Origin of the sequence: Asanoa ishikariensis, assembly GCF_900107455.1 — a bacterium.
GTDB lineage: Bacteria > Actinomycetota > Actinomycetes > Mycobacteriales > Micromonosporaceae > Asanoa > Asanoa ishikariensis.
On sequence record NZ_FNQB01000004.1, the window covers coordinates 559,251 to 585,024 of the forward strand.

A 25,774-nucleotide genomic window follows, 5' to 3' on the forward strand; every position below is an offset into this window, starting at 1 on the left:
GCCGGCGCGGCGGCGGTTCGGCCGCCGCGCCGGGTCATTGTGCCTGGTTAGACAGAGATCCGGCCGGCGCCGGCTCCTGCCGTGACGCTCGACTTGACGCCGCTGGCGCTGTCGAGCTGGTACGAGTAGGGGACGCCGGAGACACTTCCGCCACCGCTCTCCGGGGTGCCGGAGCCGGTGAAGTAGTTGTTGCGCTGGAGGATCGCGCCGTCGTCCGAGTCCGCGTACCCGACGAGCGTGGGCTCGTCGACGCCCTCGAAGTAGTTGCCCTCGACCAGCACGCCGGCGCCCATGGTGGACGCGACGCCGTACTCGTTGTTGTTGTAGTAGTTGTTGTAGACGTGCACCGGGTTGCCGAACCGCACCCGCGGGTGCCGCGTGCCGGAGCCGTCGAACCAGTTGTGGTGGTACGTCACCCGTAGGTGGCCACGGTCCTCACCGGCGTTGTCGTCGCTGTGTCCGAGCAGCATGGACTTGTCGTGGCCGTACACCCGGTTCCAGGAGATGGTCACGTAGTCGCTGGCCCGTTTGACGTCGACGGCGCCGTCGTACCCGTTGGTGAAGCTGTTGTGGTCGACCCAGACTCGCGTCGAGTACTGGACGTTGATCGCGTCGTCGTCCCAGTCCCGGAACGAGATGTTGCGGATGATCACGTTGCTGGCGTTGGACACGTTGAGCCCGCAGCCGGCGATCGTCGCACCCGAGTTGCCGAGGATCGTCTTGTTCGACCCGACGGTGATCATCCCGGAGCAGGAGATCGTGCCGGAGACCCGGACGACCCGGGCGGTGCTGCCCGATACGGCGCTGGACAGGGCCGACGAGCTCGTCACCGTGGTCGCGGAGGCGCTGCCGCCGCCGCTGGTGCCGCCGCCCTGGGTGGCCCAGCCGACCAGGCCGGTCTGCGGGGTGCCGCCACCGCCGCCTCCGCCGCTGCCGACCAGGGCCAGTTGCCACTGCTGGTTCCAGCCGCCGAGGTCCGCGTACTGGGAGATGATGCCGCCATCGGCCGTCGACCATTCCCAGATGTCGAGCGCCTTGCCGCTGTGCCGGTTGAGCAGTTTCACGAAGCCGCTGTCGGTGTCCCGGACGGCGAAGTGCTGCCGGGTCGTGCCGTTGTCGGAGTTCGCGACGAGTGGCGTGCCGTCGTTGGCGTTCGGCAGCTCCAGGAACTTGCCGCTGTGCCGGGAGCGCAGCTTGTAGTAGCCGCTGCCGGCGTCGACGAACTGCCATTGCTGTGCGTTGTTGTTGTTGCGGGCCCACTGCACGATCGGTGCGCCGTCGGCCGTGTTGAAGTTGTAGAGATCGATGGCCTTGCCGCTGTGTCGGGAGACGATCACGTAGTAGGCACCGGTGTCGATGGTGGCCGCTTGCGCGGGTGCGGCCACCACCTGCGTGACCGCGACGGCCGCGAGCAGGCCCAAGGCGCCTGCCAGCAGCGCGCGTACGCGGCGCGCGGGAGCGGAATGTCGCATGGGGAAATGACCTCCATTGCCGATTCAGCCGGCGGGGCTGGTCGCCGGCATGCTGAGTTAGCCATAGGGCCGAGTTTGCTTTAGGTAAGCGCTTTCCCGAGGGAAAACTAGGCGTTTACAACCATGCTCGTCAATGCTTTGACATGTGCAGGAAGTTTGCAATGCGTTTGGCTGAGGCCGCCGTCGTGTCCGGGTGCGATGATGTTGCGGTTTGCTGACTTCCGCGCCCGACTTCGACGACACGGAGCCTGAGCATGAGCGAAAAGCCGGACACGATCGTCCTGATCCACGGATTCTGGGTCACACCCCGCAGCTGGGAAGACTGGAAAGCGCATTACGAGGCCAAGGGCTTCACCGTCCTCACACCGGCCTACCCCGGCTTCGAGGTCGAGGTCGAGGCGCTCAACGCCGACCCGTCGCCGATCGCCTCCCTGACCGCACCGCAGGTCATCGAACACCTGTCCGCCGTGGTCGGCGCGCTGCCGAAGCCGCCGATCCTGATGGGCCACTCGGCGGGCGGCGCGTTCACCCAGGTGCTGCTCGACCGCGGCTACGGCGCGTCGGCCGTGGTGCTCAACTCGGCGCCGACCGAGGGCGTCAACGTCATCCCGCTCTCGCAGATCAAGTCGACGTTCCCGGTGCTGAAGAACCCGGCCAACCGGCATCGCGCGGTGGGCTTCGACTTCGACCAGTGGAACTACGCGTTCACCAACACCTTCCCCGAGGACAGGGCACGGGCGCTCTACGAGCGCTACGCGATCCCGGCCTCGGGCGGCATCCTCTGGAACAGCGTGCTGGCCAACCTGATGCCCGGCCCGCAGGACATCGCGGTCAACTACCACAACGCTGATCGCGCGCCCCTGCTGTTCATCTCGGGCTCCGAGGACCACATCATGCCGCCCAGCGTGCAGAAGTCGAACGCCGCGCACTACAAGGGCGGCACGACGACCGAGGTGAAGCTGTACGAGGGCAAGGCGCACCTGCTGCCTTCCCAGGACGGCTGGCAGGAGATCGCCGACTACGCCCTGGACTGGGCGCTCGAGCACGCCAAGTGAGTGATGTTCGGCTGACGCACGTCGGCGGCCCGACCACCCTGGTCGAGGTCGCCGGCTGGCGGCTGCTCACCGACCCGACCTTCGACCCACCGGGCCGGCGGTACGGTTTCGGTCTGGGCACGTCGTCGCGCAAGCTGACCGGCCCGGCGGTCGAGGTCGACGCGCTCGGCCCGATCGACGCGGTGCTGCTCACCCACGACCACCACGCCGACAACCTCGACGACGCCGGGCGTTCGCTGCTGTCCCTGGTGGACGACATCGTCACGACGGAGTCCGGGGCACGCCGGCTCGGCGGGCGGGCACAGGGGCTGCGTCCGTGGCAGAGCCTCACCCTGTCCCGGCCCGGGCGGCCCAGCATCGAGGTCACCGCGACGCCCTGCCGACATGGCCCGCCGCTGAGCGGCCCACTGGTCGGCGACGTGATCGGCTTCGCCCTGGCGTGGGAGGGTCAGCGGCACGGCGCGCTCTGGTTCACCGGCGACACAGTGCTCTACGGCGGCGTGCGCGAGGTCGCCGGCCGCGTCCCGGTCGGCACCGCCGTGCTGCACCTCGGCGGCGTGCGCTTCCCGATCACCGGTCCGCTGCGCTACTCGCTGACCGCCCGCCGGGCGGTCAAGCTGTGCGAGCTAGTCCGCCCACACACCACGATCCCGGTGCACTACGAGGGCTGGAGCCACTTCCAGGAGCCGCGACCGGCGATCGAGCGGGCCTTCTCCTCCGCGCCGGCGGAGGTTCGCGACAGCGTCCGCTGGCTTCCGATCGGCGCCCCGACGGACATCGACGTCTGACACTTCCGGGGTTATCGTCACCCGCATGCGGGTGGTCAGCCAGGAACGGGTCGTGCGCGGCGGCTGCGCGTTCTTCCTGCGGCACGGCACATTGGACATGGACGGTCTGGCCGGCAGCCTGTCGGTCAGCCGCGCCACGCTCTACCGGGTGGTGCACGGCCGTGACCCGCTGCTCGGCGAGGTGCTGTGGCGGCTCGCCGAACGGATGCTGGCCCGCGCCCACGCCGAGACGACCAGCCCCGGCCTCGACGGCGTCCTGGAGACCACCCGCCGGTTCGCCGACCAGGTCCGGCAGGCCGAGCCGTTCCTGGCCTTCCTGCACGCGGAGCCCGCGACGGCCGCCCGGGTGCTGTTCACGCCGGCCGGGGGAGTGCACGCCAGGGTGGTCGCGGCGCAGCGCGGCATCCTCGCCGCCGCGACCGACCCCGCCTGGTCACCCGGTGACCTCGACGGTGCCGCCTACCTCTACGTCCGGATCATCGAGTCCGCCCTGTACGCCGAGCTGCTCGGCGGTCACCGGGCCGACCCCGGCACCACCGAACGGGCTGCCCGGGCGGTGCTCGAGGCCTGCTGAGACGGCCATCTCAGCTTCCGCGCGACCGGTAGCAGCTCGCATCGACGAACACTTATGGTGCGGCGCAGGACCGACGTCGTGAAGGAGCTCGCCGACATGACCCGTCTCTGGAGCCGCGCCGCGCTGACCGCCGGCCTGCTCGCCTCCGTCCTGTCCGCGACACCGGCACAGGCCGGCCCCGCACCCGTCGCCCGCCCCACCGTGCAGGGACCGATTCCCGGCACCGTGCCGGGCGACCGCCTCGCCGCGAACCTCGCCGATACGTACCCCTTCTTCTCGACACCCTTCGACCTGGCCCGGCACGGCTACGTGGAGGAGGAGTTCTATCTCTCCGGGGTCGCCGACGGATGGGACACCCTCGGCAACCAGGTGGCCACCGACGTGCCGTACCGGACGCGGCTGGTGGTCCGCCGGCCGGCGAACGCCCGGGCGTTCAGCGGCACGGTGCTGGTCGAGTGGCAGAACGTCACCGCCGGCTACGACCTCGACGCGCTGTGGAACGCCGAGGCGACCACGCGCGCCGGACACGCCTGGGTCGGCGTCTCCGCGCAACGGGTCGGCGTCGACCAGCTCCGAGGCTGGAGCCCGACCCGCTACGGCGCGCTGGACGTCACCGGCGCGGGCAGGTTCCTGACCGACGAGCTGTCGTACGACATCTTCGCCCAGGCCGGCAAGGCGATCGCGGACCCGCGCGGCGTCTCCCCGCTGGGCCGCCTGAAGGCCCGCACGGTGCTCGCCATCGGCGCATCCCAGTCGGCGTCCCGCATGACCGTCTACTACGACAAGGTGCTGCCCCAGGTGCGGCCGGTGTACGCCGGCTACGGCTTCATCGTCGGCTCGGCACCGACCCGCGTCGGTCCGGAGCCGGTATTCCAGGTGCTGTCCGAGACCGACGTACGCACGCCGGTGCGCCCGGCCGACACGAACCAGTTCCGCCGGTGGGAGGTTGCCGGCGGTGCGCACAGCGGCTACAACGGCCAGGTCTACCGGGCACCGATTCAAGTTCGGGACCTCGGCGCGGCGCCGGTCTACACGTGCGCACGGCCGCCGTTCAGCCAGGTGCCGGTGCAGCACGTGACCGCGGCGGCGTACGCACACCTGGAGCGCTGGGTGCGCCGCGGCACCCCACCGCCGACCGCGACACCGATCGAGTTCAACGCGGACGGCACCAAGGCCCGGGACGAGCTGGGCCTGGCCCGTGGCGGCATCCGAATGTCCCAAGTGGACGTTCCGATCGCGCTGAACACCGGGGACAACGCCGGTGAGTCGTTCTGTTTCTTGTTCGGCACGCACCAGCCGTTCGACGACGCCACACTGGACGGTCTCTACCGCACGCACCTGGGTTACGTCGCTCGCGTGGTAGCCACCGACGTCCACAACGTCGTAGCCGGCTACCTCCAGCCCGCGGACGCGGCGGACAACCTGCGCGTGGCGCTCCGGTCCGGCGTCGGCCACTGAGGGGAAGCCCGCCGGACCCGACCCGACGGGGGTCCGGCGGGCTGCCCTCAGGCGGCTTTCGCCACTGCCTCGACGAGGCGGTCGACGTCGTCGGTCGTGGTGCCCGCGCCGACGCTGGCGCGTAACGCGGTCGCGGGCATCGGCAACCCGGTGCGGCGGCCCGCTTCGGACAGTAGGTGGCGGCTGAACGGGTGTGCGCAGAACAGGCCCTCGCGTACGCCGATGCCGTGCTCCACGCTCAGCCAGGTGGCTAGGTCGCCGCTGTCGTGTCCCGAGACGGCGAACGACACGATGCCCACGCGGTCGGACCCGGACGGGAACGACCGCAGCACCGCGACGCCCGGGATGCGCGCCAAGCGTCTTTCGAGGCGGGTGGAGAGCCGGGCCTCGTGGTCCTGCCAGCCAACCCGGTCGCAGGACGTCAGCGCGGCACAGACCGCGCCCAGGGCCACGGCCCCGAACACGTTCGGCGTGCCCGCTTCGTGCCTGGCCGGCCCGTCCGTCCACGTCACCGTCGCCGCGTCGTCCGCCACCCCGCTGGTCGCACCGCCGCCGGCCAGATAGGGCGGTGCCTGGTCGAGCCAGTCGGCCCGGCCGGCGAGCACACCGCAGCCGAACGGTGCGTAGAGCTTGTGCCCGGAGACGGCCACGTAGTCCGCGTCCCACGACGAGAGGTCGACGGGTCGGTGCGGCGCGAGCTGCGCCGCGTCGACCGCCACCCGTGCGCCGAAACGGTGTGCCTGCTCGACCAGTTCGGCGATCGGCCACACCTCGCCGGTCACGTTGCTGGCGGCGGTCACCGCCACGAGCAGCGGCCGGGCCGCCCCGTCGCGAGCCCTGATGGCGCGCAGGGCATCCGCGAGCGACGCGACCGCCGACGCCGGCGAGGCCGGTATCGGCAGCCGGTGCACCGAAGGCCAGGGCAGCAGGCCGGCGTGGTGCTCGCCCAGGAACGTCACCGTCAGCGTGCCCGGCGGCAGGGCGTGGGCGAGCAGGTTCATCGCGTCGGTGGTGTTCCGGGTGAACACCACCTCGTCGTCGGGACGGGTTCCGAGGAAGTCGCCGATCGTCTGCCGGGAACGCTCGTACGCCAGCGAGGTCTTCTGCGACAGGGCGCCGGCCCCCCGGTGGACGCTCCCGTACCAGGGCAGCAGGTCCTCCACCGCATCGAGCGCGACGCGCGCCACGGGCGCGGTCGCCGCGTAGTCGAGGTTGGCGAAGGGCAGCTTCCGCCCGTCAGGGAGCGCCACCTGGGGCGGCAGGGCAGCGAGAGTGATCACGAGGGCCTTCCTGTGTTCGCGCTTGCCGAACACCGGGCGGCGTCGGCCAGGTCCTCATCCGGGGCACCCCATCGCGAAGAAGGGTTGCCGGTCAGCAAGCCGGGGCTACGCGCTGACACTCATGACCTGGCGCCACGATACCTGGTCAGGCATCCCGCCGGCGGAAGAGGGTGACGGCGGCGGCCAGGACGGCCGCCACGAAGACCGCGAAGACGCCCGCCGACGGCCATCGGGTGAACAGGCCGACCTCCGAGGCCAGCCCGCCGGACGCCTCGCCCGCCGCGCTCACCAGTTGCAGGCCGGCGGTGAAGGGAAGGAACCTCACCACCGGGTGCAGCCAGTCCAACGCCGGCACGTACGACAGCCGGAAGATGAGCTGTTCGACGATCATCGGCGTCACCAGGAGGACCACCAGGGCTCCCGGCACTCCGCGCAGGAGCTGCCCGAAAGCGACCCCCAGCACCGCCCAGAGCACCGCCAGCAGCACGTAGCCGATCACGGTCGCGTCCGTCAGCGATGGCGTATCCGCCCAGAACGGCACCGTGACGGCGACGTTGAGCAGCACCGACACCGCCGTGACGACCAGGGCCGTCGCGCCGACGACGAGCACCTTCGCGGTGAACAGCCGGGCCCGTTGCGGCACCGTGGTCAGCGTCGGCTGGATCGTGCCGTAGCGGTACTCGTGGCCCGACGCGAACACCCCGACCACCGCCAGCAGGACCACCGCCATCGGCACCGGCGCGTTCGCACCGCCGCCGGTCACCGCGGCCGCCACCACCTCGAGAGACGGCGAGTCGTCCAGGGAGGCGACCAGGAGTGCGATCGCGACGTTGAGCACCAGCGCCGAACCGATCAGCCAACACGTGGAACGCAGGGTACGCAGCCGCACCCACTCGAAGCGCAGCGCGTCAGCCACGGGGCACCGCCACGTACTCCTCGGCGTCGCCGGTAGCGGTCATGAACGCCGCCTCCAGCGAAGCGGTCGTCGTGGCTAGCTCGTGCAGCCGGACACCGTTGTCGAACGCGACATCGCCGATCGTCACCGCGTCGGCGCCCGCGACCCGCAGCGCGTCGTCGCCGGCCGGCTCCACGCTCACCCCGTCAAGGGCGCGCAGCGCGTCGGCCAGCGCCGAGGCCTGCGGGCTGCGCACCAGCACCGTCGACCGGGTGAACTCGCTCACGAAGCCCTCGACCTTGCCCTGATAGATCATCCGGCCGCGGCCCACGACCACGAGCTCGTCGGCCATCAGCGACATCTCGGAGAGCAGGTGGCTGGAGACGAACACCGTGCGGCCCTCGGCCGCCAACGCCCGCAGCACGTCGCGCAGCCAGTGGATGCCGTGCGGGTCCAGGCCGTTGGCCGGCTCGTCGAGGATCAACGTGCCCGGGTCGCCGAGCAGCGCCTGGGCCAGGCCGAGCCGCTGCGCCATGCCGAGCGAGAAGCCCTTGGGCTTACGGCGGGCGACGTCGGCGATGCCGACGAACTCGAGCACCTCGTCCACCCGCGACGCCGGGATGCCGCTGCCCGCGGCCAGCATGCGCAGATGGTTCCGCGCGGTCCGGGTCGGGTGGACGGCCCGCGCCTCCAGCACCGCGCCGATCTCCCGCAGCGGCTGCCTAAGCGTGTCGAACCGCCGGCCGTCGAACAGGGTCTCGCCGGCGCCGCGGTCGAGGTCGAGCATCAGTCGCATGGTCGTCGACTTGCCGGCGCCGTTGGGGCCGAGGAAGCCGGTGACCATGCCAGGGCGGACCTCGAACGAGAGGTCGTCGACGGCGACCTTCGCGCCGTACCGCTTGCCCAGGTGGGTTGCCAGGATCATGCGTGCAGGATCGCCCGGGGTTGCTGTGTTTCCGCTGAGAGCCCACAGTGGTGGCGTGAGACGTGCCCTGGCCGCGCTGACCGTCGCGGCGTTCGTCACCCTCCTGGTCGACGTCGTCGCCGCACACCGGTCGGCGGTGTCGCTCGGGCCGGCCGTCGCGTTCGTGCTCGCCGCGACGCTCGGCTTCGGACACGTCGAGAGAAGCACCAGAACCTGGCCGCGGTACGCGTACATCGTGGCGCTCCTCCTGCTCGGGGGTGCCGTCTTCGCCAGCTCCGGTGGCTATGTCGGCGCCACCCTGCTGCTGGTCGTGCTGGTGAGCCAGACCACGCTGCTGCTGCCCCTGCCGGCGGTGGCCGTGGTGGTCGCGCTGGTGCCGTTCTTCCATGCCGGCATGGCCTTCGCCGAGGGCCTGCGCGAGGGTCTGGGCCTGCTCGCGGCCGCCGTGTTCGCGGCGGTGCTGACCAAACTGCTGCTCCGCGAACAGGCGGCCCGGCAACAGCTTCGGGAGTACGCCGTGCAAGTGGAGGAGCTCGCCGCCGTGCGGGAGCGCAACCGGATGGCCCGCGACATCCACGACGGGCTCGGGCACGCGCTGACCGTGGTCCAGATGCAGATCAAGGCGGCCCGCGCGGTGCTGGCGGTCCAACCCGAGCGGGCCGACGAGGTGTTGGCCAAGGCGCAGGACCAGGCCGAGGAGGCGCTGCGTGAGGTGCGCCGTTCGGTGGGCGCGCTGCGCGAGCGCCAGCCGGCGGTCCCGTTGCCGGAGGCGTTGAAGGCGCTGGCCGCGGAGACGTCGGCGGCCGGCGTGCCGACCGAGTTGGAGGTCACCGGCCCGGTGCGCCCGCTGCCGGACGAGGCCGAGGAGTCGCTGTTCCGGGCCGCGCAGGAGGGGCTGACCAACGTGCGCAAGCACGCCCGGGCGGGGCGGGCCGCGGTGATCCTCGACTACTCCCGGCCGGCGGAGGTGCGGGTCGAGGTGCGTGACGACGGTGCCGGCACGGCGGCCGGGAGCGACGGCTTCGGCCTGCTCGGTCTCCGCGAGCGGGCCGCGCACGTGGGTGGCCGGATGAGCCTGGAGTCCGTGCCGGGCAAGGGTTCGACGCTGCGGGTCGAGGTGCCCGGGTGACCGTCCGGGTGCTGCTCGTCGACGACCAGGCGCTGTTCCGGGAGGCGCTGGCGATGCTGCTCGGCGTGCACCCGGACATCGAGGTGGTGGGAGAGGCCGGCGACGGTGCCGAGGCGCTGACCAAGGCCGGCACGGTCGCACCCGACGTGGTGCTGATGGACCTGCGGATGCCGGTGCTGGACGGGGTCGCGGCCACCAGGCGCCTGCGGACCGAGCATCCCGGCGTACGGGTGATCGCGCTGACCACCTTCGACGACGACGATGACGTGTTCGCCGCCCTGCGCGCCGGGGCGCTCGGCTACCTGCTCAAGGACGTCTCGTCGGCCCGGCTGGCCGAGGCGGTGCTGGCCGCCGCCCGAGGCGAGTCGGTGCTCCAGCCGTCGGTCGCGGCCAAGCTGGTGGCCCGGATCGCCGCGGAGCCCACCGACCCGGCCCCTTTGACGGTCGCGTTGTCGGAGCGGGAGCTCGAAGTGGTCCGGCTGCTCGCGGGCGGACGCAGCAACCGGGAGATCGCCGCCGCGCTCTTCCTGGCCGAGGGCACGGTCAAGAACCACGTCACCAACGTGCTCGGCAAGCTCGACGCCCGCGACCGCACCCAGGCCGCCTTGCGCGCCCGCGAGCTCGGCCTGCTCTGAGGTCACGTGACCCCGGTCGTGACCATCGGCACCTGCGCACGGCGGTGGTGCGCCGGGAGGATCGTCCACATGACGACATCGACGCACAGCAACCGCCGAGGCCACCTCCGCTTCGCCCTCCACTACCTCGAGATGGTCGTCTCGATGCTGGTCGGCATGTTCGCCCTGGGTCCACTGTGGTCCATGGCGCTGCCCGGCCTGGCCGACCACCCCGCCGCTGACGCGCTCGTGATGGCCACCAACATGTCCATCGGCATGGCGGCCTGGATGGCGATCCGCCGGCATTCCTGGCCGAGGATCGCGGAGATGGTCGCCGCGATGTACGCGCCCTTCGTCGTGCTGCTGGTGCCCTACTGGCTCGGCGCGCTCTCCGGACACGGCCTGATGATGGGCGGCCATGTGCTGATGTTCGTGACCATGCTCGCCGCGATGCTCTGGCGTCGCGCCGACTACTACCACCACGCCCACTGACGCGGACTACGGCCGGCAGACCCGGCGGACGAGGTCGCGCCAACCCTTCGCGAGCGTGTCGGTGATCTGGGCTGTGGCGTGGTCGACCTCGGTCGTCGACAGGTAGCGCAGCAGTGGGTCGTCCAGCGCCGCGGTGAGCTGCAGGGTGAGCAGGCCCAGATCGGCCGGGCCCAGGTCGATCAGGCCCAGCAGCATCCGGATGTGGGTGTGGGACAGCGACGTTGGCAGGCTGCCGCCGGGCTGCGGCTGGCGGCCGGCGAGCGCGGCCCTGGCGACCCCGCGGTTGTCCATCAGGAACCGCATCCGGGCTTCGCCGTACGCGGCGAGTCGCTCCATCGGCGGCGCACCGGGCCCGAGCGGTGGCGGTCCGCCGAGCACGTCCTCCTGGAAGCCGCGCTCGGCCTCGTCGAGCAGCGCGGCGAAGATCCCGGTGCGGGTGCCGAAGCGGCGGAAGACGGTGCCCTTGCCGAGCCCGGAGCGCTCGGCCAGCGCGTCCATGGTCAACTGCTCCGGGCCGACCTCGGCCAGCATCTCCCGCGCGATGGCGAGCAGGTGCTGCCGGACGAGCAGACCCTGAAGGCGACCGTGGTCGCGCTCGAGGAGCACGGCTTCAGCGTGGAGGTCGTCGACGACCTCGACGCCGCGCGTGCCGCCACGCTGGCCCGCATCCCGCACGGCGCGTCGGTGATGACCAACACCTCGGTGACCCTCCAGGAGTCCGGCATCGAGGACGCGATCAACGACGGCGGGCCGTACGACTCCGCACGCGCCAAGCTGCTCGCCCTGGACTGGCAGACGCAGGGCCAGGAGATGAAGGTGATCGCCAACCAGACCGACTACGCGCTCGGCAGCGTGCACGCGATCACCAGGGACGGCACGTTGGTCATCGCCTCGGCGTCCGGCAGCCAGTTCGCCTCGTACGCCTGGGGAGCCGCCAACGTCATCTTCGTGGTCGGAGCCCAGAAGCTCGTGGACACGCTGGCCGATGCCCACGAGCGGATCTACCAGCACAGCCTCAAGCTCGAGGACGTCCGCGCCCAGGCCACCTACGGCCAGCACAGCAGCGTCGGCAAGGTCCTGGAGATCCACCAGGAGCTGCCCGGCCGGATCCACATCGTCCTGATCCGGACGCGGGTCGGCTTCTAGGCGGCCACCGACGACGAGACCTCGAAGGTCAGGGCGCCCTCCCGTTCGCCGACCGTGACCTTCTGGCCCGCGGAGACCCGCCCGTCGAGCAGCATCTCCGAGAGCCGGTTGTCGACCTCGCGCTGGATGGTGCGGCGCATCGGGCGGGCGCCGTACGCCGGCTCGTAGCCCCGGTCGACCAGCCACCGGATCGCCTCCGGGGTGAACTCGGCCGTGATGTCCTGCGCGTGCATCCGCCGCCGGGTCTGCTCCAGCATCAGGTCGGTGATCGCGACGAGCTGCTCCGGGTCCAGCCGCCGGAAGATGACGATCTCGTCGATCCGGTTGATGAACTCCGGGCGCAGCTCCTCGCGCAGCCGGCGGGTGACCCGGTCCGCGAGGTCGCGGTCCGCGTCGCCGCTGCCGGCCGTGGCGAAGCCGACCGACGGCTGCTCCGCGGTGATCAGCTCGGAGCCGAGGTTGCTCGTCATGATCAGCACGGTGTTCTTGAAGCTGACCGTGCGGCCCTGGCTGTCGGTCAGCCGGCCGTCGTCGAGCACCTGGAGCAGCAGGTTGAACACGTCCGCGTGGGCCTTCTCGATCTCGTCGAGCAGGACCACCGAGTACGGGGCCCGGCGCACCGCCTCCGTGAGCTGACCGGCCTCGTCGTACCCGACGTAGCCGGGCGGTGCGCCGACCAGCCGGCTGACGGTGTGCCGCTCCTGGAACTCGCTCATGTCGAGGCGGATCATCCGGTCCTGGTTGCCGAACAGCGTCTCCGCCAGTGCCCGGGCGAGCTCGGTCTTGCCGACGCCGGTCGGCCCGAGGAACAGGAAGCTGCCGATCGGCCGGTTCGGGTCGCCCAGCCCGGTCCGCGAGCGGCGGATCGCCTGTGCGACCACCCGGACCGCCTCGTCCTGCCCGACCAGCCGCTCGTGCAGGCGCGACTCCAGGTTCGCGAGGCGCTCCTTCTCCTCCTCGCTGAGCTGGCGGGCCGGGATGCCGGTGGCCCGCGAGACCACGTCGGCGATGTCGTCGGGCGTCACCTCCGGCACCCGGCTCTGCCCGTCGGCGTCCCGCTCCTCGATCTGCTTGCGCAGCCCGGCGACCTCGTCACGCAGCTCGCTGGCCCGCTCGAAGAGCTCCGCCGCGACCGCCTGGTCCTTGTCGCGGCAGAGCTGGTGGATGCGCTGCTCCAGGTCGCGCTCGTCCTTCGCCACCGACCGGCTGCGCAACTGCACCCGGGCACCGGCCTGGTCCATCAGGTCGATCGCCTTGTCCGGCAGGAACCGGTCGGCCAGGTAGCGGTCGGACAGCTCGGACGCCGCGATCAGCGTCTGGTCGGCGAACCGCACGCCGTGGTGCGCCTCGTAGCGGTCGCGGAGCCCGCGCAGGATCTCGATGGTGTCCTCGACGCTCGGCTCCGGCACCAGGATCGGCTGGAACCGCCGCTCCAGCGCGGCGTCCTTCTCGATGAAGCGCCGGTACTCGTCGAGCGTGGTCGCGCCGACCACGTGCAGCTCGCCGCGCGACAGCGCCGGCTTGAGGATGTTGGCCGCGTCGGTCGCTCCCTCGCCACCGCCCGCGCCGACCACCGTGTGGATCTCGTCGATGAACACGACCAGGGCGTCGGAATGGGTACGCACCTCGTCCAGCAGGTTCTTCAGCCGCTCCTCGAAGTCGCCCCGGTAGCGGGTGCCGGCGACCAGCCCGGTCACGTCGAGCTGCACGAGGCGCTTGCCCGTCAGCGTGCGCGGCACCTCGCCGTCGATGATCCGCTGCGCCAGCCCCTCCACGATCGCGGTCTTGCCGACCCCGGCCTCGCCGATCAGCACCGGGTTGTTCTTGGTGCGCCGGGCCAGCACCTCGACGCACTGCTCGATCTCGTCCGACCGCCCGACCACGGGGTCGATCCGGCCTTCCCGCGCCATCGCGGTCAGGTCCCGCCCGTACTGGTCGAGGGTGGGTGTCTCGGTCTCCTGCTGCTGTGGCGCGGGCTTGGGCACGGTCTGCGCGCCGGGTCGGGACGCGGCCTGCAGCGACTCCGGGTTGATCCCGTGCATCGCGAGCAGCCGGCCGGCCTCGGTCTCCTGACTGAGGGTCAACGCCAGCAGGATGTGCTCCGGACCCAGGTACGAGGACCCGAGCCGCCGGGAGATCTGGTGCGCCTGGAGCAGCACCCGCTTGGCCGCCGGGGTCAGCGCGGGCATGCCCTCGACCGCGTTGCCCCGCCGGTCGCGCTGTTCGATCTCGCCGGCCAGCGTCGCCGGGTCGGCGCCGGCCCGGGCCAGCAGCTCGTTGAGCGGAGGTTTCTGGGTCATCGCCCAGAGCAGGTGCTCGGTGTCCAGGTCGGTGCTGCCGAGCTGGGCTGCCTCACCCGCGGCCGCCTGCAGCAGCTCGCGGGCGTCCTGGCTCATCACCTTGCCCAGGTCGAGCCGGGCCCGGGGTTGCCCGGGGGAAAGGAACTGGGCCATGAACTCGTCGAACGGGTCGCCGCCGAATGGCCCGTTTCCCCAGTAACCGGTAGACATCTGACTCTCCTCGGGTCGAAACCACGATTGCCGGCGCCTACCCGTTCAGGGGGCCGGCAAACCGGCAACGCGGCGGGCGGGAAGCGCGGTGACACTGAGTCGAAAGCGCACGATCCGGGGCGTGTAGCGCGCGGTGCAGCGGGCACCCGACCCGCATGGCCCCAAAAGAGATGGAGGGCGACAACCGTCGCCGTCGCCAGTTGGCCCGGGAGGCCCGCAACGCGGACCGCAAGCCCAGCGCGGAGGGCGTCACACTGGGTGCCTCGAAGCAGCAGGAACACCAACAGGAGAAACGCCGGTCGGGACCCCAGCCCGTCGGCCGGCACAAGCCCCGTGCCGGGTCCGCCGAGATCACCGAGCCCGCGACGCCGGAGGCCACGTGGCCGCGTCGCCCGGCCGGGGTCGACGACAGCACGGACGCCGGCGCCGGCCCCCGGCTGCGCTACCGGGAGATGGTCACGGAGATCGCCAGGCTCACCGGCGACGAGTTCGCGGTGGCCCGGGAGCTGACCCAGGCCGTGGTCGGGGTCACCGCCCGGTCACTCGACGAGCCCGACGGGAAACGCCTGGTCGCGGTCCTGCCGGGTGAGCTGGAGGTGCCGCGGGCGCTGAGCGGCCCGCCGGAACGCGACCTGACCATGTTCCTGCGCGAGGTCGGCCGGCTGGTGGAGCGGCGGCCCGAGCAGATAAGGGTCAAGGTGCAGGCGGTGTTCGCCGTCCTCGGGGACGCCGGGGTCGACCTGCCGCTGCCGGCCGAACTGAGCGAGCTGTCCGACCCGCTGCCGCCGGAGGAGCGCACGACGGCCGGGCGGCCGTTGCCGCTCAGCGACGCCGACGTGGTCGCCGCGCTGCGCGACCTGCCGGAGTGGTCAGGTGACCAGCACGCCATCAGCCGCACGATCGAGCTGCCGCCGGACAACCTCGACCGGGTGCTGCCGAGGATCGAACGGCTGCGCGCGACCGGGCGGGCACCGCACATCGCCCGGCCGAACGCCCGGACGGCGACGCTGACCGCGTACACGTCGGCGACCGGCACCGTGACCGACGCCGACGTGACGCTCGCCCACCGCGTGAACAGCGCGATCGACGAGGCCGGAGCGGGGATGGCCGGCTGATCCGACAAGGCGGCGTGCGAGGATCCCGGCATGCTCCAGGAGTCGGTGTTCGACAGCGGTGACCTCGCGGTCGGCGACCGGTTCGACGCCTGGTGCGAGCGGATGGGCTCGACCCACGCGCCGATGCGGCTGGAGAGCGACCACGCCGCCGACTACCGCGCCCACCAGCGGCTGATCGACCTGGGCGCGGTGTCGATCTGGCCCACGACCTTCGACCAGCTCGTGTTCGTGCGCACGCCGGAGCTGATCCGGCGGTCCGACCCTGAGGTCTATCACCTCTCGCTCGTCCGGGCCGGTGCCGCCAAGGCGTCCTGGGGCGAGAGCCGGGCGGCCTACGGCGTGGGCGACTTCCACCTCAACGACTCGTCGCGACCGTACGAGATCTGGACCGGGCAGGGCCCGACCTCGGCGGTGGGCGTCGAGATCCCGAAGGCGCTGCTGCCGCTGCCCGCGCGCACCGTGCAGCAGGCCGTCGGCCGGCGCTTGTCGGCCCACGCCGGCCTGGGGGCGCTGCTCGCGCATTTCCTGACCGACCTGGTCGCCGACACGAGTCCTTACGGGCCGGCCGACGGGCCACGGCTGGCGACGATCCTGGTCGACCTGGTGGCCGCGCTGGTGGCGCAGGCGGTCGAGGCGGACGGGCCCTGTGGGCACGCGCTGCTGCCGCGGGTCAAGGACTTCATCCGGCGGAACCTGCACGACCCGACCCTGACCCCGGCCCAGATCGCGGACCGGCACCACATCTCCCGTGGCTATCTGCACCGGATCTTCCAGGCCGAGGGCGAGACGGTCGCCGCGTACATCCGGCGCAACCGTCTCGAAGGCGCACACCGGGACCTCGCGGACCCGGCCTGGGCCGGCTCACCCATCCACGTCGTGGGCGCCCGGTGGGGCTTTCCGCGCGCGACGGACTTCACGCGCGCGTTCCGTTCGGCGTACGGCATCGCGCCCTCGGAGCGCCGCCGCATGGGTCCCCGGCCGGAGCCGGGGACCCCGCACCTCAGCCCTGGCGGTTGAACAGTCGCTTCGACCAGAGGTAGCCACCCAGCGCGATGACGGCGCACCAGGCGAGCGCGATCCAGGCCTTGTTGCCGACCGGCTCGGCCATCAGCAGGGCACGGATGGTCTCGATGATCGGCGTGAACGGTTGGTACTCGGCGAACCAGCGCAGACCGGCGGGCATCGAGTCCGTGGGCACGAACCCGCTGCCGAGGAACGGAAGGAAGGTGAGCGGCATAGGCAGGTTGCTCGCGGTCTCGACGCTCTGGCTCACCTGGCCGAGCGCGACGGCGAGCCAGACGAGGGCGTAGGCCACCGCGATCAGGAAGCCGGCCGCGGCCAGCCAGCCACCCGGCCCGGCCTTGGGCCGGAAGCCGACCAGTATCGCCGCCCCGATCACCACCACCAGGCTGAACACCGCCTGCAGCACACTGCCCAGCACGTGCCCGGTCAGCACTGAGACCCGGGCGATGTGCATGGTCCGGAAGCGGGTGATGATGCCCTCGGTCATGTCCATGGCGATCGAGATCGCCGTGCCCTGGATCGTCGCCGTCACGGTCATCAGGATGATCGCGGGTGCCACGTAGTTGGCGTAGGCGGCGCGGCCGCCCGCGCCCGCCACCGTCCCGTCGAGTCCGGCGCCCAGCGTCCCGCCGAGCACGTAGACGAACAGGAGCAGGAAGACGACGGGCATCGCGATGAGCGTCACGGTCATCGACGGGTACCGCAGCATCCGCTTGAGGTTGCGGCGCAGCATGGTCGCCGAGTCACGCAGCGGATAGGTGCGCAGGTCCAGCGCGGTCGTGCTCATCGGGCGGTCACCTTGTCCTTGGTGGGGTTGCCGGTGAGGGCGAGGAAGACATCGTCGAGGTCGGGGGTGTGCACGGACAGCTCGTCGACCTGGACGCCCCGGTCGTCGAGCAGGCCGATCAGGGACCGCAACGAGCTCAGGCTGCCGTCGCTGGGCACCCGCAGGGCGAGCGCGTCACCGTCCCGCGCCGCCTGGGCCAGGACGCGCCGTGCGGCGTCCAACTGCTCCGGGTCGCCGAACCGCAGGAGGACGTGCCCACCCGGGATCTGCCGCTTGAGCTCCTCCGCGGAACCCTCGGCCACCACCCGGCCCTGGTTCAGGACCGCGATCCGGTCGGCGAGCTCGTCGGCCTCCTCCAGGTACTGGGTGGTCAGGAAGATGGTGACGCCGCCGGCCACCAGGTCCCGGACGATCTGCCACATGTCCCGGCGGCTGCGCGGGTCCAGTCCGGTGGTCGGCTCGTCAAGGAAGATCACCTGCGGGCTGCCGACCAGCGTCATCGCCAGGTCGAGCCGCCGCAGCATGCCTCCGGAGTACGTCGAGGCGGGCTTGCCGGCCGCGTCGGTCAGGTCGAACTGCTCCAGCAGGTCGGCGGCCCGCCGGCGGCCCGCGTCGCGGGCGAGGTGGTGCAGATCCGCCATCAGCCGCAGGTTCTCGGCGCCGGTGAGCAGCTTGTCCACCGCGGAGAACTGACCGGTGACGCCGATCGCGGCCCGCACCGCGTCCGGCTGGCGGACGACGTCGTACCCGGCGACCCGGATCTCGCCGGCGTCCAGACCAAGCAAAGTGGACAGTATCTTGACCGTGGTGGTCTTCCCGGCGCCGTTGGCGCCGAGCAGCGAGAAGACCGTTCCGCGCGGGACATCCAGGTCGATTCCGTCGAGTACGACCTGGTCACCGAAGGACTTCCGTAACCCGGTCACGGCTATCGCAGGGGAGTGTGTGCTGGCCATGGTTCTCTTCTCTGGGCATCGCGACAGGACCGGCGGCGAGGTGGGCGGCGATGCCGTCGTCCAGGTCCCCCCGTGCCAACCTGGACGACGGCCGTGCTGCGCGCACCCGCAGCGACTGCAAGGTTGCCGGCCCGATGCCCGGATGTCCTTAGCGCACAGTGCCCAACCGCCTTGGCACTGGATGCACCAGGTCAGCGGCGGGTCGTGCCGAAGCGGCGCTGATACGCGGACGGGCTGACGGTGTGGGCCTCTCCCTCGTCCGGTCGGGGGCCGCCAAGGCGTCGTGGGGCGAGAACCGGGCGGCCTACCGCGTGGGCGACTCCACCTCAACGACTCGTCGCGACCGTACGAGATCTGGACGGGGCAAGGGCCGCACCTCGGCGGTGGGTGTGCCTTGGTGCGCTGTTCTCCGCACTTCCTGACCGACCTGGTCGCCGACACCAGCGTGTACGGGCCGGCCGACGGGCCACGGCTCGGGACCGTGCTGGTCGCGCGTTCCGTGCCGCGTACGGCATGCCACCCTCGGAGTGCCGCCGCGCGAACGTCTAGCGGCGGTGCCTTCGGCGCTGCCGAGGTCCAGGTTGCCCCGTGCCGACCTGGACGACGACCGTGCCGTGCGCACCGCCGCCACGCGCCCACCACGGCAGCCGTGCGTCCGCGCCGGTGATCACCGTTAGCGCGGCCCCGGTGACAGCGGCGGAGATGACCGCGTTCGTCATCCTCATCGACTCTCCCGTGGTGGTGCGGCCTGACGTCGACAACGGTGCCGGGCCGCCGACCGAATGTCGTTAGCGCACAGTGCCCAACCGGCTTTGCCCTGGATGCACTGAACTACCGATCTTTCCCCCGGACCGGACAAGTCGGCCCGGCGGGACAGCGGGCCAATCATGAACCCCAATACGCTCACCCCTGCTCTGGTCATCGAAGCATGGGGGGACGTCGATGAAATTCAAGAGACGGATGCGGCATGCGCTCGCCGCGGTCGTCGTCGCGGCCGTTGCCGCGCAGGCCTTCGCGACACCGGTCCAGGCCGGCCCGAAGTCCTGGGAAGCCGAGGTCGCGAAGATCCCGACAACGGCGTACACCCGCGACGCCCTGACGTCGATCACCGAGTCGCTGAATGCGCTGATCCCGCATCTCGGCAACGGGCCTGGGCAGGCCCGCGTCGACGCCGTGCTGGCCGACGTGGAGACCGCCTACTTCGACGGTGCGCGCCTGAAGGGCACGGCCGAGGGCGATCCCGCCTTCGACAACCTCAAGCAGCTCGCGACGTTCCTCAAGAGCCGGATGGGCGGCGCCAGCGCGCCCAACGGCGACGCGGAGCTGGCCCACCTGGCCGCCCTGGTCGAGACGCTGACGGCCACCCGCCTGCTCGCCGATGCCGCGATCCAGGACGCCGAGGCGACGATCGGCCCGTTCCGGGCCAGCCCGCCGCCCGGCCCGTCGCCGCCGGGTCTGGCCGCGGCGTTCGCCGACCTCGACGCCGCGCGCGGCGACCTGGCCAAGGCCGACGACATGCTGCGCAAGGCCAACCCCGCGCCGGCGACTGTCAACGCCGGCCGGGCCTGGCAGCAGGGGTTCAACGTCCTGACCCGGCTCGGCATCACCTACGAGGGCGACCACGACGCCGACGGACTGGTCGACGTCGTCGAGCTGCGGTTCGGGGCCAGCCCGCTGCTGGTCGACTCCGACGGTGACGGGCTCACCGACAAGACCGAGATCGAGCAGCTCGCCACGGACACCCGGCCGAACAATCCGGACTCCGACGGCGACGGCGTCAACGACGGCGCGGAGGACACCGACGGCGACGGCCTGACCAACCTTCGTGAGCAGGAGCTGGGCACGAAGCTGACCGACCCGGACACCGACGGTGACGGCCTCGCCGACGGCGCCGAGGTCGAGCGCGGTCGCGACCCGCTCGTGGCCGACAACCCGCCGCCGCCCGTCAGCGAGCCGACGTCGCCGGTGCAGACCACGCCGACCGACGTCGACACCGACGGCGACGGCATCGCGGACACCACCGAGCGCGACGACTCCGAGACCGATCCCGCGAACCCCGACACCGACGGTGACGGCCTCAGCGACGGGATCGAGATCGGTGAGCACCTGACGAACCCGCTCGCCGCCGACACCGACGGTGACGGGCTCGCCGACGCGTACGAGCTGGCGCACGCCGAGGACCAGGGCCTGGATCCGCTCACCCCGGACGAGCGGGTCAGCAAGTGGACCTACGTGACCGACTTCGTGGTCGGTCTGATCGCCGGTGACTTCTCGCCCAAGGACTCGATGGCGTGGCTGGCGGGCTACCTGTGCTCCGGCGGGCTGAGCCTGATCCCGGTGGTGGGCTGGGTCCTGGGCGGCCTGGCCGACCTGCGCGACACCGTCGCCGGGCTGATCAACCAGGACTGGGTCGGCGCCGGGCTGAGCGTCATGGGCCTCGTGCCATACGTCGGTGACGCCATCGCGATCCCGGGCAAGGCCGCGAAGTTCGTGGCCCGCTACTTGCACCGGCTCGACAAGGTCATCCATTTCGTCGCCAAGTACGACAAGATCCCGGACAGCGCCAAAGAGGTGACGTTCCGGCTGATCCTGCTCGGCAACTACGGCCGGCTGACCGGCGCGGGCTTCTCGCGCGAGGTCATCCTCCGGCTGGCCCGCCGGGCCGACAACAGCCTGGGGCGGCTCGCCGACGCGTTGACCACCGCGGTCACGCCACCGCCGTCACCGATCCCGTGGATCCGGGGCGCGGACCGCGGCGAGGACTACTTCGCCGACGTGCTGATGAACGGCGTGCCGGGTCTGCGCAACAACGCGGGCCGCATCGAGACCCCGGGCGTGCCGAGGCCGGGTTCCGCCCGTGAGCCGGACTTCCTGGAGACCGGCCCGCCGCGCAAACTGCACGAGGTGAAGACCGGCAAGCCGTATCCCGGCCACTATCTCAAGCAGTGCGACCAGGACCGGCATCTGCTCGACATCGGGGAGGTGGCCGAGGCGACCTGGCACTTCCTGCCGCACGCCAACGGCTCGCTCGACATCCCGCAGGACCTGCTGGACTGCCTGCGGCGCAACCGGATCCCCTACAAGATCTACGCCTCGATAGATCGCGTCTTCTGGCCGTGACCCGTCGCTCTGGAGCCCGGCGGCGACGCCGGGCTCCAGACCTGGAGCTAGTTTGGATCCCATGAGCTGGTTGCGACGCTCCCGCCCGGCCTACGCGGTCGACGGTGTCGAGCCCGCGCGCATCGACGGCTGGGACGTGTTCGAGGGCGACGCGCTGGCCGGGCGGTCCGTGGTCGCCGAGGCCGTGGCGCGCCTGCCGCAGGACCCCGCGCTGGCGGACCTGCCGGCCTACCTGTCGGTGTCCACGAAGGACGGCGGCGAGTGGACGCTCAGCTTCGACGACGGCATGCTGGTCGTCTTCGGCCTGTCCCGTCCCGGCAGCGACGTGTTCGAGCAGGCGCTCACGGCCGTGCCCTGGACCGAGGTGGTCGAGCGGGTCGACCGCGAGGTCTTCCTGTTCACCACCACCGAGCCGCTGGCCGCCGACGTGGTGCTGGCCCACTGCCTCGACGTCTGCGGCGAGGTCTTCCGCACGCCCTAGTCAACGGCGGGTCGTGCCGAACCGCCGCTGGTACGCGGACGGGCTGATCGACAGCCGTCGGGCGAAGACCCGCCGCATGCTCTCGTAGCTCGGGAAACCGGCCATGGTCGCCGCCTGGGTCGCGGTGTAGCCCTGGTCGAGCAGCGTGCGGGCCAGGTCGAACCTGATGCTCTCCACGTAGCGGGCCGGGGTGGTCGACAGCTCGTCGTGGAAGAGCCGGTTCAGGTGCCGGGTGCTGACGTTGAGGTGTTTCGCGAGCTCACCCAGTGAGTGCTCGCCCTGCGGGTTCGCGCTGACCAGGTCCGTGACCTTGCGGAGGGTCGGCGAGCGTGGCGGCGGCCCTTGCAGTGGCGCCGAGAACTGGGACTGGCCGCCCGTCCGCTGCATGTAGACCACCAACCTGCGGGCCACCTCGCGGGCCACGTCGGCGCCGAGGTCGTCCTCGACGAGGGCCAGCGCCAGGTCGATCCCGGCCGTCACACCCGCCGAGGTGTACGTGGTGCCGTCGCGCACGTAGATCGCGTCGGGCTCGACCTGGCACGTCGGGCACCGGAGGGCGAGCTCGTGCGTGACCTTCCAGTGCGTGGTCGCCCGCTTGCCGTCGAGCATGCCCGCGGCGGCGAGGATGAACGCACCGGTGCAGACCGACGCGATCCGGTCGGCCACCGGCACGCGCACGGCGTCCACGAGGTCGGCCGGGACCCGGGCACGCGGGTAGCGGTCGGAACCGGGCACCAGCAACGTATCGAAGGCCGACTGGACGGAGACGCCGCCGTCGACCGACATCCGGAACCCGAGGTTCGACGTGACCTCCGCGCCGGTGGGCGACAGCAGCACGATCGTGTAGTCGGCCCCGAACCGGTTGGCCTCCTTGAACACCTCCGCGGGACCGGCGATGTCCAGCATCGTCACTCCGTCGTAGACGAGGATCGCGACGCGATGGCTGGACACCGTTCATTCGTAACACACCGTAATGAGCCGGGATTTCGCCCTGTCCGGATGCGAGGGGTTCCTGGCCGGAGAAAGGCAGCGCTGCCGCCGGCCGGGTGGGCAGCATGGAAGCCGAGCACACGTACCTTTCTCGGGGGAGTCACAAGGTAATGGCTGAGGTCATCGCGGGAATTGAGATTCCTGAGACAGCCGCGGTCGCGGAAGCGACCACGCACATCCGGGAGACGACCGCACCGGTCATCTACCACCACTCGCGGCGGGTCTACTTCTTCGCCCAGCTCTTCGCACAACGCCTCGGACTGAAACCGGACCCGGAGCTGCTCTACGTCGCGTCGCTGTTCCACGACTACGGGCTGCTGACGCCGTTCTCGGCGGTCGAACAGCGCTTCGAGGTCGACGGTGCGGACCACGCGAGCACGTTCCTCCTCGACCGGGACTTCTCCGCCGCCGCCGCGCGGACCGTCTGGGAGGCGATCGCGCTGCACACCACGCCAGGCATCCCCGGCCGGATGGGTCCGGAGATCGCGACGACCCAGCTCGGCGTGATGACCGACGTCATCGGCGCGGGTCTGGACGGGCTCGAGCAGGACCGGGTGGACGAGATCCTCGCCGCCCACCCGCGCGGGGACTTCAAGAACGAGTTCCTGCGGATGCAGGTCGACGGGATGAGGAACCGCCCCGACACCACGATCGGCACCTTCAACGCCGACCTGCTGGAGCACTTCGTCCCCGGCTACCAGAGTCCGTCATTGGTCGACCTCACCATCCGTTCGCCCTGGCCGAGCTGAGAGGACACGAACATGCGAGCAATCACCGTGCGAGACCGGGACGCGGGCGTCGGCGGCCTCACCCTGACCGACATGCCGCACCCGCACGCCGCGGAGAACGACGTCATCGTGCGCGTACACGCCGCCGGGTTCACTCCTGGCGAGCTCGACTGGCCGGCGACGTGGACCGACCGCGCCGGCCACGACCGCACACCGACCATCCCCGGGCACGAGCTGTCCGGCGTCGTGGCCGAGCTCGGCTACGGCACCACCGGCCTGTCCGTGGGCCAGCGGGTGTTCGGGATGACCGACTGGGCCCGCAACGGGTCCCTGGCCGAGTTCACCGCGGTGGAGGCGCGCAACCTCGCGCCCCTCCCGGCCGACATCGACCACACCGTGGCCGCCGCGCTGCCCATCTCCGGGCTGACCGCGTGGCAGGGACTGTTCGACCACGCCCACCTCACGACCGGCCAGCGGGTCCTCGTCCACGGCGCCGCGGGCGGCGTCGGCTCGATCGCCGTCCAACTCGCCCGCGAGGTCGGTGCCCACGTGATCGGCACCGGCCGGGCCGCCGCCCGTGACGCCGTGCTCGGCCTCGGCGCACAGTCCTTCGTGGACCTCGGCGCTGACTGGGAGGGCGTCGGCGAGGTGGACGTGGTGTTCGACGTCATCGGCGGCGACATCCTCGCGCGGTCGACCGCGCTGGTCGGCCCCGGCGGCACCGTCGTCACGATCGCCGAGCCACCCACCGTGCGGCCCAAGGACGGGCGGGCGGTGTTCTTCGTGGTCGAACCCGATCGGGCCCGGCTGGCCGACCTGGCCGAGCGCGTCCGGGCCGGCCGGCTCACGCCCGTCGTGGGTGCCGTGCGACCACTGGCCGAGACCGGCGACGCGTTCGACCGCCGGCACCACGCCGCCGGCAAGACGATCATCAAGGTGGCCGACGAGTGAGCAAGATAGTTGTCTGCGCGACCCCGTTCCAGGGCCACGTGACCCCGGTCCTGACCGTCGCGGCGGACCTGGTCGGGCGCGGCCACGAGGTGGTCGTCTACACCGGATCCCGGTTCGCGGACCGGGTCGCGGCGATCGGGGCGCGATTCGCGCCGCTGCCGCCGGACGCCGACCTCGACGACCGCGAGCTCGACAGCCGCTATCCGGTGCGGGCTACGCTCCCGCCGGGACCAGCCCAGCTCTCCTTCGACTTCGAGACCTTCTTCGTCGGCCAGCTACCCGCGCAGCTATGCGGCCTGCGGGAGTTGCTGGCGACGTTCCCCGCGGACGTGGTGATCGGTGAGCTCGGGTTCTGGTCGATTCCGGCACTGAGCCTGACCATGGCGCGGGAAGAACGCCCGACGCTGGTGACGCTGGGCGTGGTGCCGCTGCTGTTCCAGAACGAGGAGCCGCCCGCGCTCGCCCACCTCCAAAGGTTCGCCGAGGCGACGCTCGAGTCGTTGGGGGCGTCGTTGTCCGGCTTCGCGCTCAGCGCGCCGTTCCGGCACACGGACCACTACCTGCAGCTGACCGTGCCCAGCTTCGAGTACCCCCGCGACGGCCTGCCGGCGCACATCCGGTTCGTCGGTGCGCTGCCACCGCACGCCGGTGGTCAGTTCGACGAGCCGTCGTGGTGGCCCGAGCTGTCGGCCGGGCGGCCGGTCGTGGTCGTCACGCAGGGCACGGTCGCCAGGACGGACCTGACCGAACTGGTCGTCCCGACGGTGCTGGCCCTCGCGGACCAGGACGTCCTGGTGGTCGGCGCCACCGCCGGCGAGGACGGGCCGGACCGGGTGCGCCGCGCGCTCGGCGTGGTGCCGGACAACCTGCGGCTGGCCGGCTTCGTGCCGTTCGACCGGCTGCTCCCGCACGCCGACGTGCTGGTCACCAACGGCGGCTACGGCGGGGTACAAACCGCCCTGTACTACGGAGTTCCGCTGGTGGTCGCCGGTGCCAGCGAGGACAAGCCCGAGGTGGCGGCCCGCGTCGCGTGGAGCGGCACCGGCGTCGACCTGCGCACCGGCCGGCCGGAGGCGGCGGACCTGCGCGTCGCGGTGCGGACGGTGCTGGACGACCCCGGCTACCACGACCGGGCCGGAATCATGGCCAAGGAGATCAGCCGGTACGACCCGTTCGAGGCGATCGCCGAGATTGTCGCGCGCTGATCACGGCGCGGTCTCGAAAGGACGGACAATTTCCCTGACGCCGGAGCGCGGTTAGGGTGACCACATGCACCGCGCCAGCCGGA

Annotated in this window: 25 protein-coding genes and 1 riboswitch; of the genes, 15 read left to right on the plus strand and 10 right to left on the minus strand. The window is 71.5% G+C overall.

What is annotated here, in order from left to right; translation table 11 throughout:
- Window positions 1-47: 47 nt before the first annotated feature.
- Entirely contained in the window at window positions 48-1,472 is a 1,425-nt protein-coding gene (locus BLV39_RS35205) for a pectate lyase family protein (protein WP_090801908.1), read from the minus strand.
- 254 nt (window positions 1,473-1,726) lie between these two features.
- Between BLV39_RS35205 and BLV39_RS35210 the strand changes: the two genes are divergently transcribed.
- The 4 genes from BLV39_RS35210 (at window position 1,727) to BLV39_RS35225 (ending at window position 5,347) form a co-directional block, all read left to right on the plus strand.
- Window positions 1,727-2,527 carry an alpha/beta hydrolase gene (locus BLV39_RS35210; protein ID WP_090801911.1) on the plus strand — a complete coding sequence of 267 codons (801 nt, stop codon included), beginning with the start codon at window positions 1,727-1,729 and terminating at the stop codon, window positions 2,525-2,527.
- Window positions 2,524-3,315 carry an MBL fold metallo-hydrolase gene (locus BLV39_RS35215; protein WP_090801914.1) on the plus strand — a complete coding sequence of 264 codons (792 nt, stop codon included), beginning with the start codon at window positions 2,524-2,526 and terminating at the stop codon, window positions 3,313-3,315. Before BLV39_RS35210 ends, BLV39_RS35215 begins: the two co-directional genes overlap by 4 nt.
- Before the next feature lie 25 nt (window positions 3,316-3,340).
- The gene (locus BLV39_RS35220) at window positions 3,341-3,889 is read left to right on the plus strand and encodes a QsdR family transcriptional regulator (RefSeq protein ID WP_090801916.1); all 549 of its coding nucleotides are present in this window, start codon (window positions 3,341-3,343) and stop codon (window positions 3,887-3,889) included.
- 96 nt (window positions 3,890-3,985) lie between these two features.
- Complete coding sequence (locus tag BLV39_RS35225) at window positions 3,986-5,347, plus strand: alpha/beta hydrolase domain-containing protein (protein WP_204082689.1); 1,362 nt, start codon at window positions 3,986-3,988, stop codon at window positions 5,345-5,347.
- Window positions 5,348-5,394: 47 nt separating this feature from the next.
- Here BLV39_RS35225 and BLV39_RS35230 read toward each other — a convergent pair whose 3' ends face one another.
- The 3 genes from BLV39_RS35230 to BLV39_RS35240 form a co-directional block, all read right to left on the minus strand.
- Window positions 5,395-6,609, minus strand: a complete 1,215-nt coding sequence (locus BLV39_RS35230; RefSeq protein WP_239083551.1) for an aminotransferase class V-fold PLP-dependent enzyme — start codon at window positions 6,607-6,609, stop codon at window positions 5,395-5,397.
- Window positions 6,610-6,640: 31 nt separating this feature from the next.
- Window positions 6,641-6,754: riboswitch (SAM riboswitch) on the minus strand.
- An 18-nt stretch (window positions 6,755-6,772) separates the two neighbouring features.
- Entirely contained in the window at window positions 6,773-7,543 is a 771-nt protein-coding gene (locus BLV39_RS35235) for a hypothetical protein (protein WP_090801918.1), read from the minus strand.
- On the minus strand, window positions 7,536-8,447 hold the full coding sequence (locus tag BLV39_RS35240) for an ATP-binding cassette domain-containing protein (protein WP_090801920.1): 912 nt from the start codon (window positions 8,445-8,447) through the stop codon (window positions 7,536-7,538). The genes BLV39_RS35235 and BLV39_RS35240 overlap by 8 nt, the downstream gene beginning before the upstream one ends.
- A 55-nt stretch (window positions 8,448-8,502) precedes the next feature.
- On the opposite strand from BLV39_RS35240, the gene BLV39_RS35245 reads away from it, so the two are divergent.
- The 3 genes from BLV39_RS35245 (at window position 8,503) to BLV39_RS35255 (ending at window position 10,682) form a co-directional block, all read left to right on the plus strand.
- Window positions 8,503-9,576, plus strand: a complete 1,074-nt coding sequence (locus BLV39_RS35245; RefSeq protein WP_176985238.1) for a sensor histidine kinase — start codon at window positions 8,503-8,505, stop codon at window positions 9,574-9,576.
- Window positions 9,573-10,211, plus strand: a complete 639-nt coding sequence (locus BLV39_RS35250) for a response regulator (protein ID WP_090801924.1) — start codon at window positions 9,573-9,575, stop codon at window positions 10,209-10,211. The genes BLV39_RS35245 and BLV39_RS35250 overlap by 4 nt, the downstream gene beginning before the upstream one ends.
- A 69-nt stretch (window positions 10,212-10,280) precedes the next feature.
- Entirely contained in the window at window positions 10,281-10,682 is a 402-nt protein-coding gene (locus tag BLV39_RS35255) for a hypothetical protein (protein ID WP_090801926.1), read from the plus strand.
- A gap of 6 nt (window positions 10,683-10,688) precedes the next feature.
- Here the strand turns inward: BLV39_RS35255 and BLV39_RS43325 are convergent, their stop codons facing one another.
- Window positions 10,689-11,288 (minus strand): TetR/AcrR family transcriptional regulator, encoded by a 600-nt coding sequence (locus BLV39_RS43325; protein WP_204082688.1) that lies wholly within the window; start codon window positions 11,286-11,288, stop codon window positions 10,689-10,691.
- Here BLV39_RS43325 and BLV39_RS43330 point away from each other — a divergent pair.
- Window positions 11,268-11,828: an LUD domain-containing protein gene (locus tag BLV39_RS43330; RefSeq protein ID WP_176985239.1), complete on the plus strand. Its 561-nt coding sequence runs from the start codon at window positions 11,268-11,270 to the stop codon at window positions 11,826-11,828. The genes BLV39_RS43325 and BLV39_RS43330 overlap by 21 nt on opposite strands.
- Here BLV39_RS43330 and BLV39_RS35270 read toward each other — a convergent pair.
- Window positions 11,825-14,338, minus strand: coding sequence for an ATP-dependent Clp protease ATP-binding subunit (locus BLV39_RS35270; protein WP_090801932.1), 2,514 nt, complete (start codon window positions 14,336-14,338; stop codon window positions 11,825-11,827). The two genes, BLV39_RS43330 and BLV39_RS35270, sit on opposite strands and share 4 nt — an antisense overlap.
- A 155-nt stretch (window positions 14,339-14,493) precedes the next feature.
- On the opposite strand from BLV39_RS35270, the gene BLV39_RS35275 reads away from it, so the two are divergent.
- Together BLV39_RS35275 and BLV39_RS35280 are read left to right on the plus strand one after the other, a co-directional pair.
- Window positions 14,494-15,453 carry a DUF2267 domain-containing protein gene (locus tag BLV39_RS35275; RefSeq protein ID WP_143050023.1) on the plus strand — a complete coding sequence of 320 codons (960 nt, stop codon included), beginning with the start codon at window positions 14,494-14,496 and terminating at the stop codon, window positions 15,451-15,453.
- Window positions 15,454-15,483: 30 nt separating this feature from the next.
- Window positions 15,484-16,470 carry an AraC-like ligand-binding domain-containing protein gene (locus tag BLV39_RS35280; RefSeq protein WP_090801936.1) on the plus strand — a complete coding sequence of 329 codons (987 nt, stop codon included), beginning with the start codon at window positions 15,484-15,486 and terminating at the stop codon, window positions 16,468-16,470.
- On the opposite strand, the gene BLV39_RS35285 is transcribed toward BLV39_RS35280, so the two are convergent.
- The 3 genes from BLV39_RS35285 to BLV39_RS42645 form a co-directional block, all read right to left on the minus strand.
- Entirely contained in the window at window positions 16,454-17,263 is an 810-nt protein-coding gene (locus BLV39_RS35285) for an ABC transporter permease (RefSeq protein WP_090801939.1), read from the minus strand. The two genes, BLV39_RS35280 and BLV39_RS35285, sit on opposite strands and share 17 nt — an antisense overlap.
- Window positions 17,260-18,216 (minus strand): ATP-binding cassette domain-containing protein, encoded by a 957-nt coding sequence (locus tag BLV39_RS35290; RefSeq protein WP_090801941.1) that lies wholly within the window; start codon window positions 18,214-18,216, stop codon window positions 17,260-17,262. Before BLV39_RS35290 ends, BLV39_RS35285 begins: the two co-directional genes overlap by 4 nt.
- A 545-nt stretch (window positions 18,217-18,761) precedes the next feature.
- Window positions 18,762-18,941: a hypothetical protein gene (locus tag BLV39_RS42645; protein ID WP_143050024.1), complete on the minus strand. Its 180-nt coding sequence runs from the start codon at window positions 18,939-18,941 to the stop codon at window positions 18,762-18,764.
- Between the two features lie 217 nt (window positions 18,942-19,158).
- Between BLV39_RS42645 and BLV39_RS35300 the strand changes: the two genes are divergently transcribed.
- On the plus strand, window positions 19,159-21,336 hold the full coding sequence (locus BLV39_RS35300; protein WP_143050025.1) for a hypothetical protein: 2,178 nt from the start codon (window positions 19,159-19,161) through the stop codon (window positions 21,334-21,336).
- Between the two features lie 61 nt (window positions 21,337-21,397).
- Window positions 21,398-21,817, plus strand: coding sequence for a hypothetical protein (locus BLV39_RS35305; protein WP_090801948.1), 420 nt, complete (start codon window positions 21,398-21,400; stop codon window positions 21,815-21,817).
- Here the strand turns inward: BLV39_RS35305 and BLV39_RS35310 are convergent, their stop codons facing one another.
- Window positions 21,818-22,768: a GlxA family transcriptional regulator gene (locus BLV39_RS35310; protein WP_090801951.1), complete on the minus strand. Its 951-nt coding sequence runs from the start codon at window positions 22,766-22,768 to the stop codon at window positions 21,818-21,820. It lies immediately after the preceding gene.
- A gap of 149 nt (window positions 22,769-22,917) precedes the next feature.
- Here BLV39_RS35310 and BLV39_RS35315 point away from each other — a divergent pair, with 149 nt between their 5' ends.
- From BLV39_RS35315 to BLV39_RS35325, 3 genes are read left to right on the plus strand one after another with little or no spacing between them, the layout of a single operon-like run.
- Window positions 22,918-23,556: an HD domain-containing protein gene (locus tag BLV39_RS35315; protein WP_090801954.1), complete on the plus strand. Its 639-nt coding sequence runs from the start codon at window positions 22,918-22,920 to the stop codon at window positions 23,554-23,556.
- A gap of 12 nt (window positions 23,557-23,568) precedes the next feature.
- Entirely contained in the window at window positions 23,569-24,486 is a 918-nt protein-coding gene (locus tag BLV39_RS35320) for an NADP-dependent oxidoreductase (protein ID WP_090801957.1), read from the plus strand.
- Window positions 24,483-25,691, plus strand: coding sequence for a glycosyltransferase (locus BLV39_RS35325; protein ID WP_090801960.1), 1,209 nt, complete (start codon window positions 24,483-24,485; stop codon window positions 25,689-25,691). Before BLV39_RS35320 ends, BLV39_RS35325 begins: the two co-directional genes overlap by 4 nt.
- Window positions 25,692-25,774 lie beyond the last annotated feature (83 nt).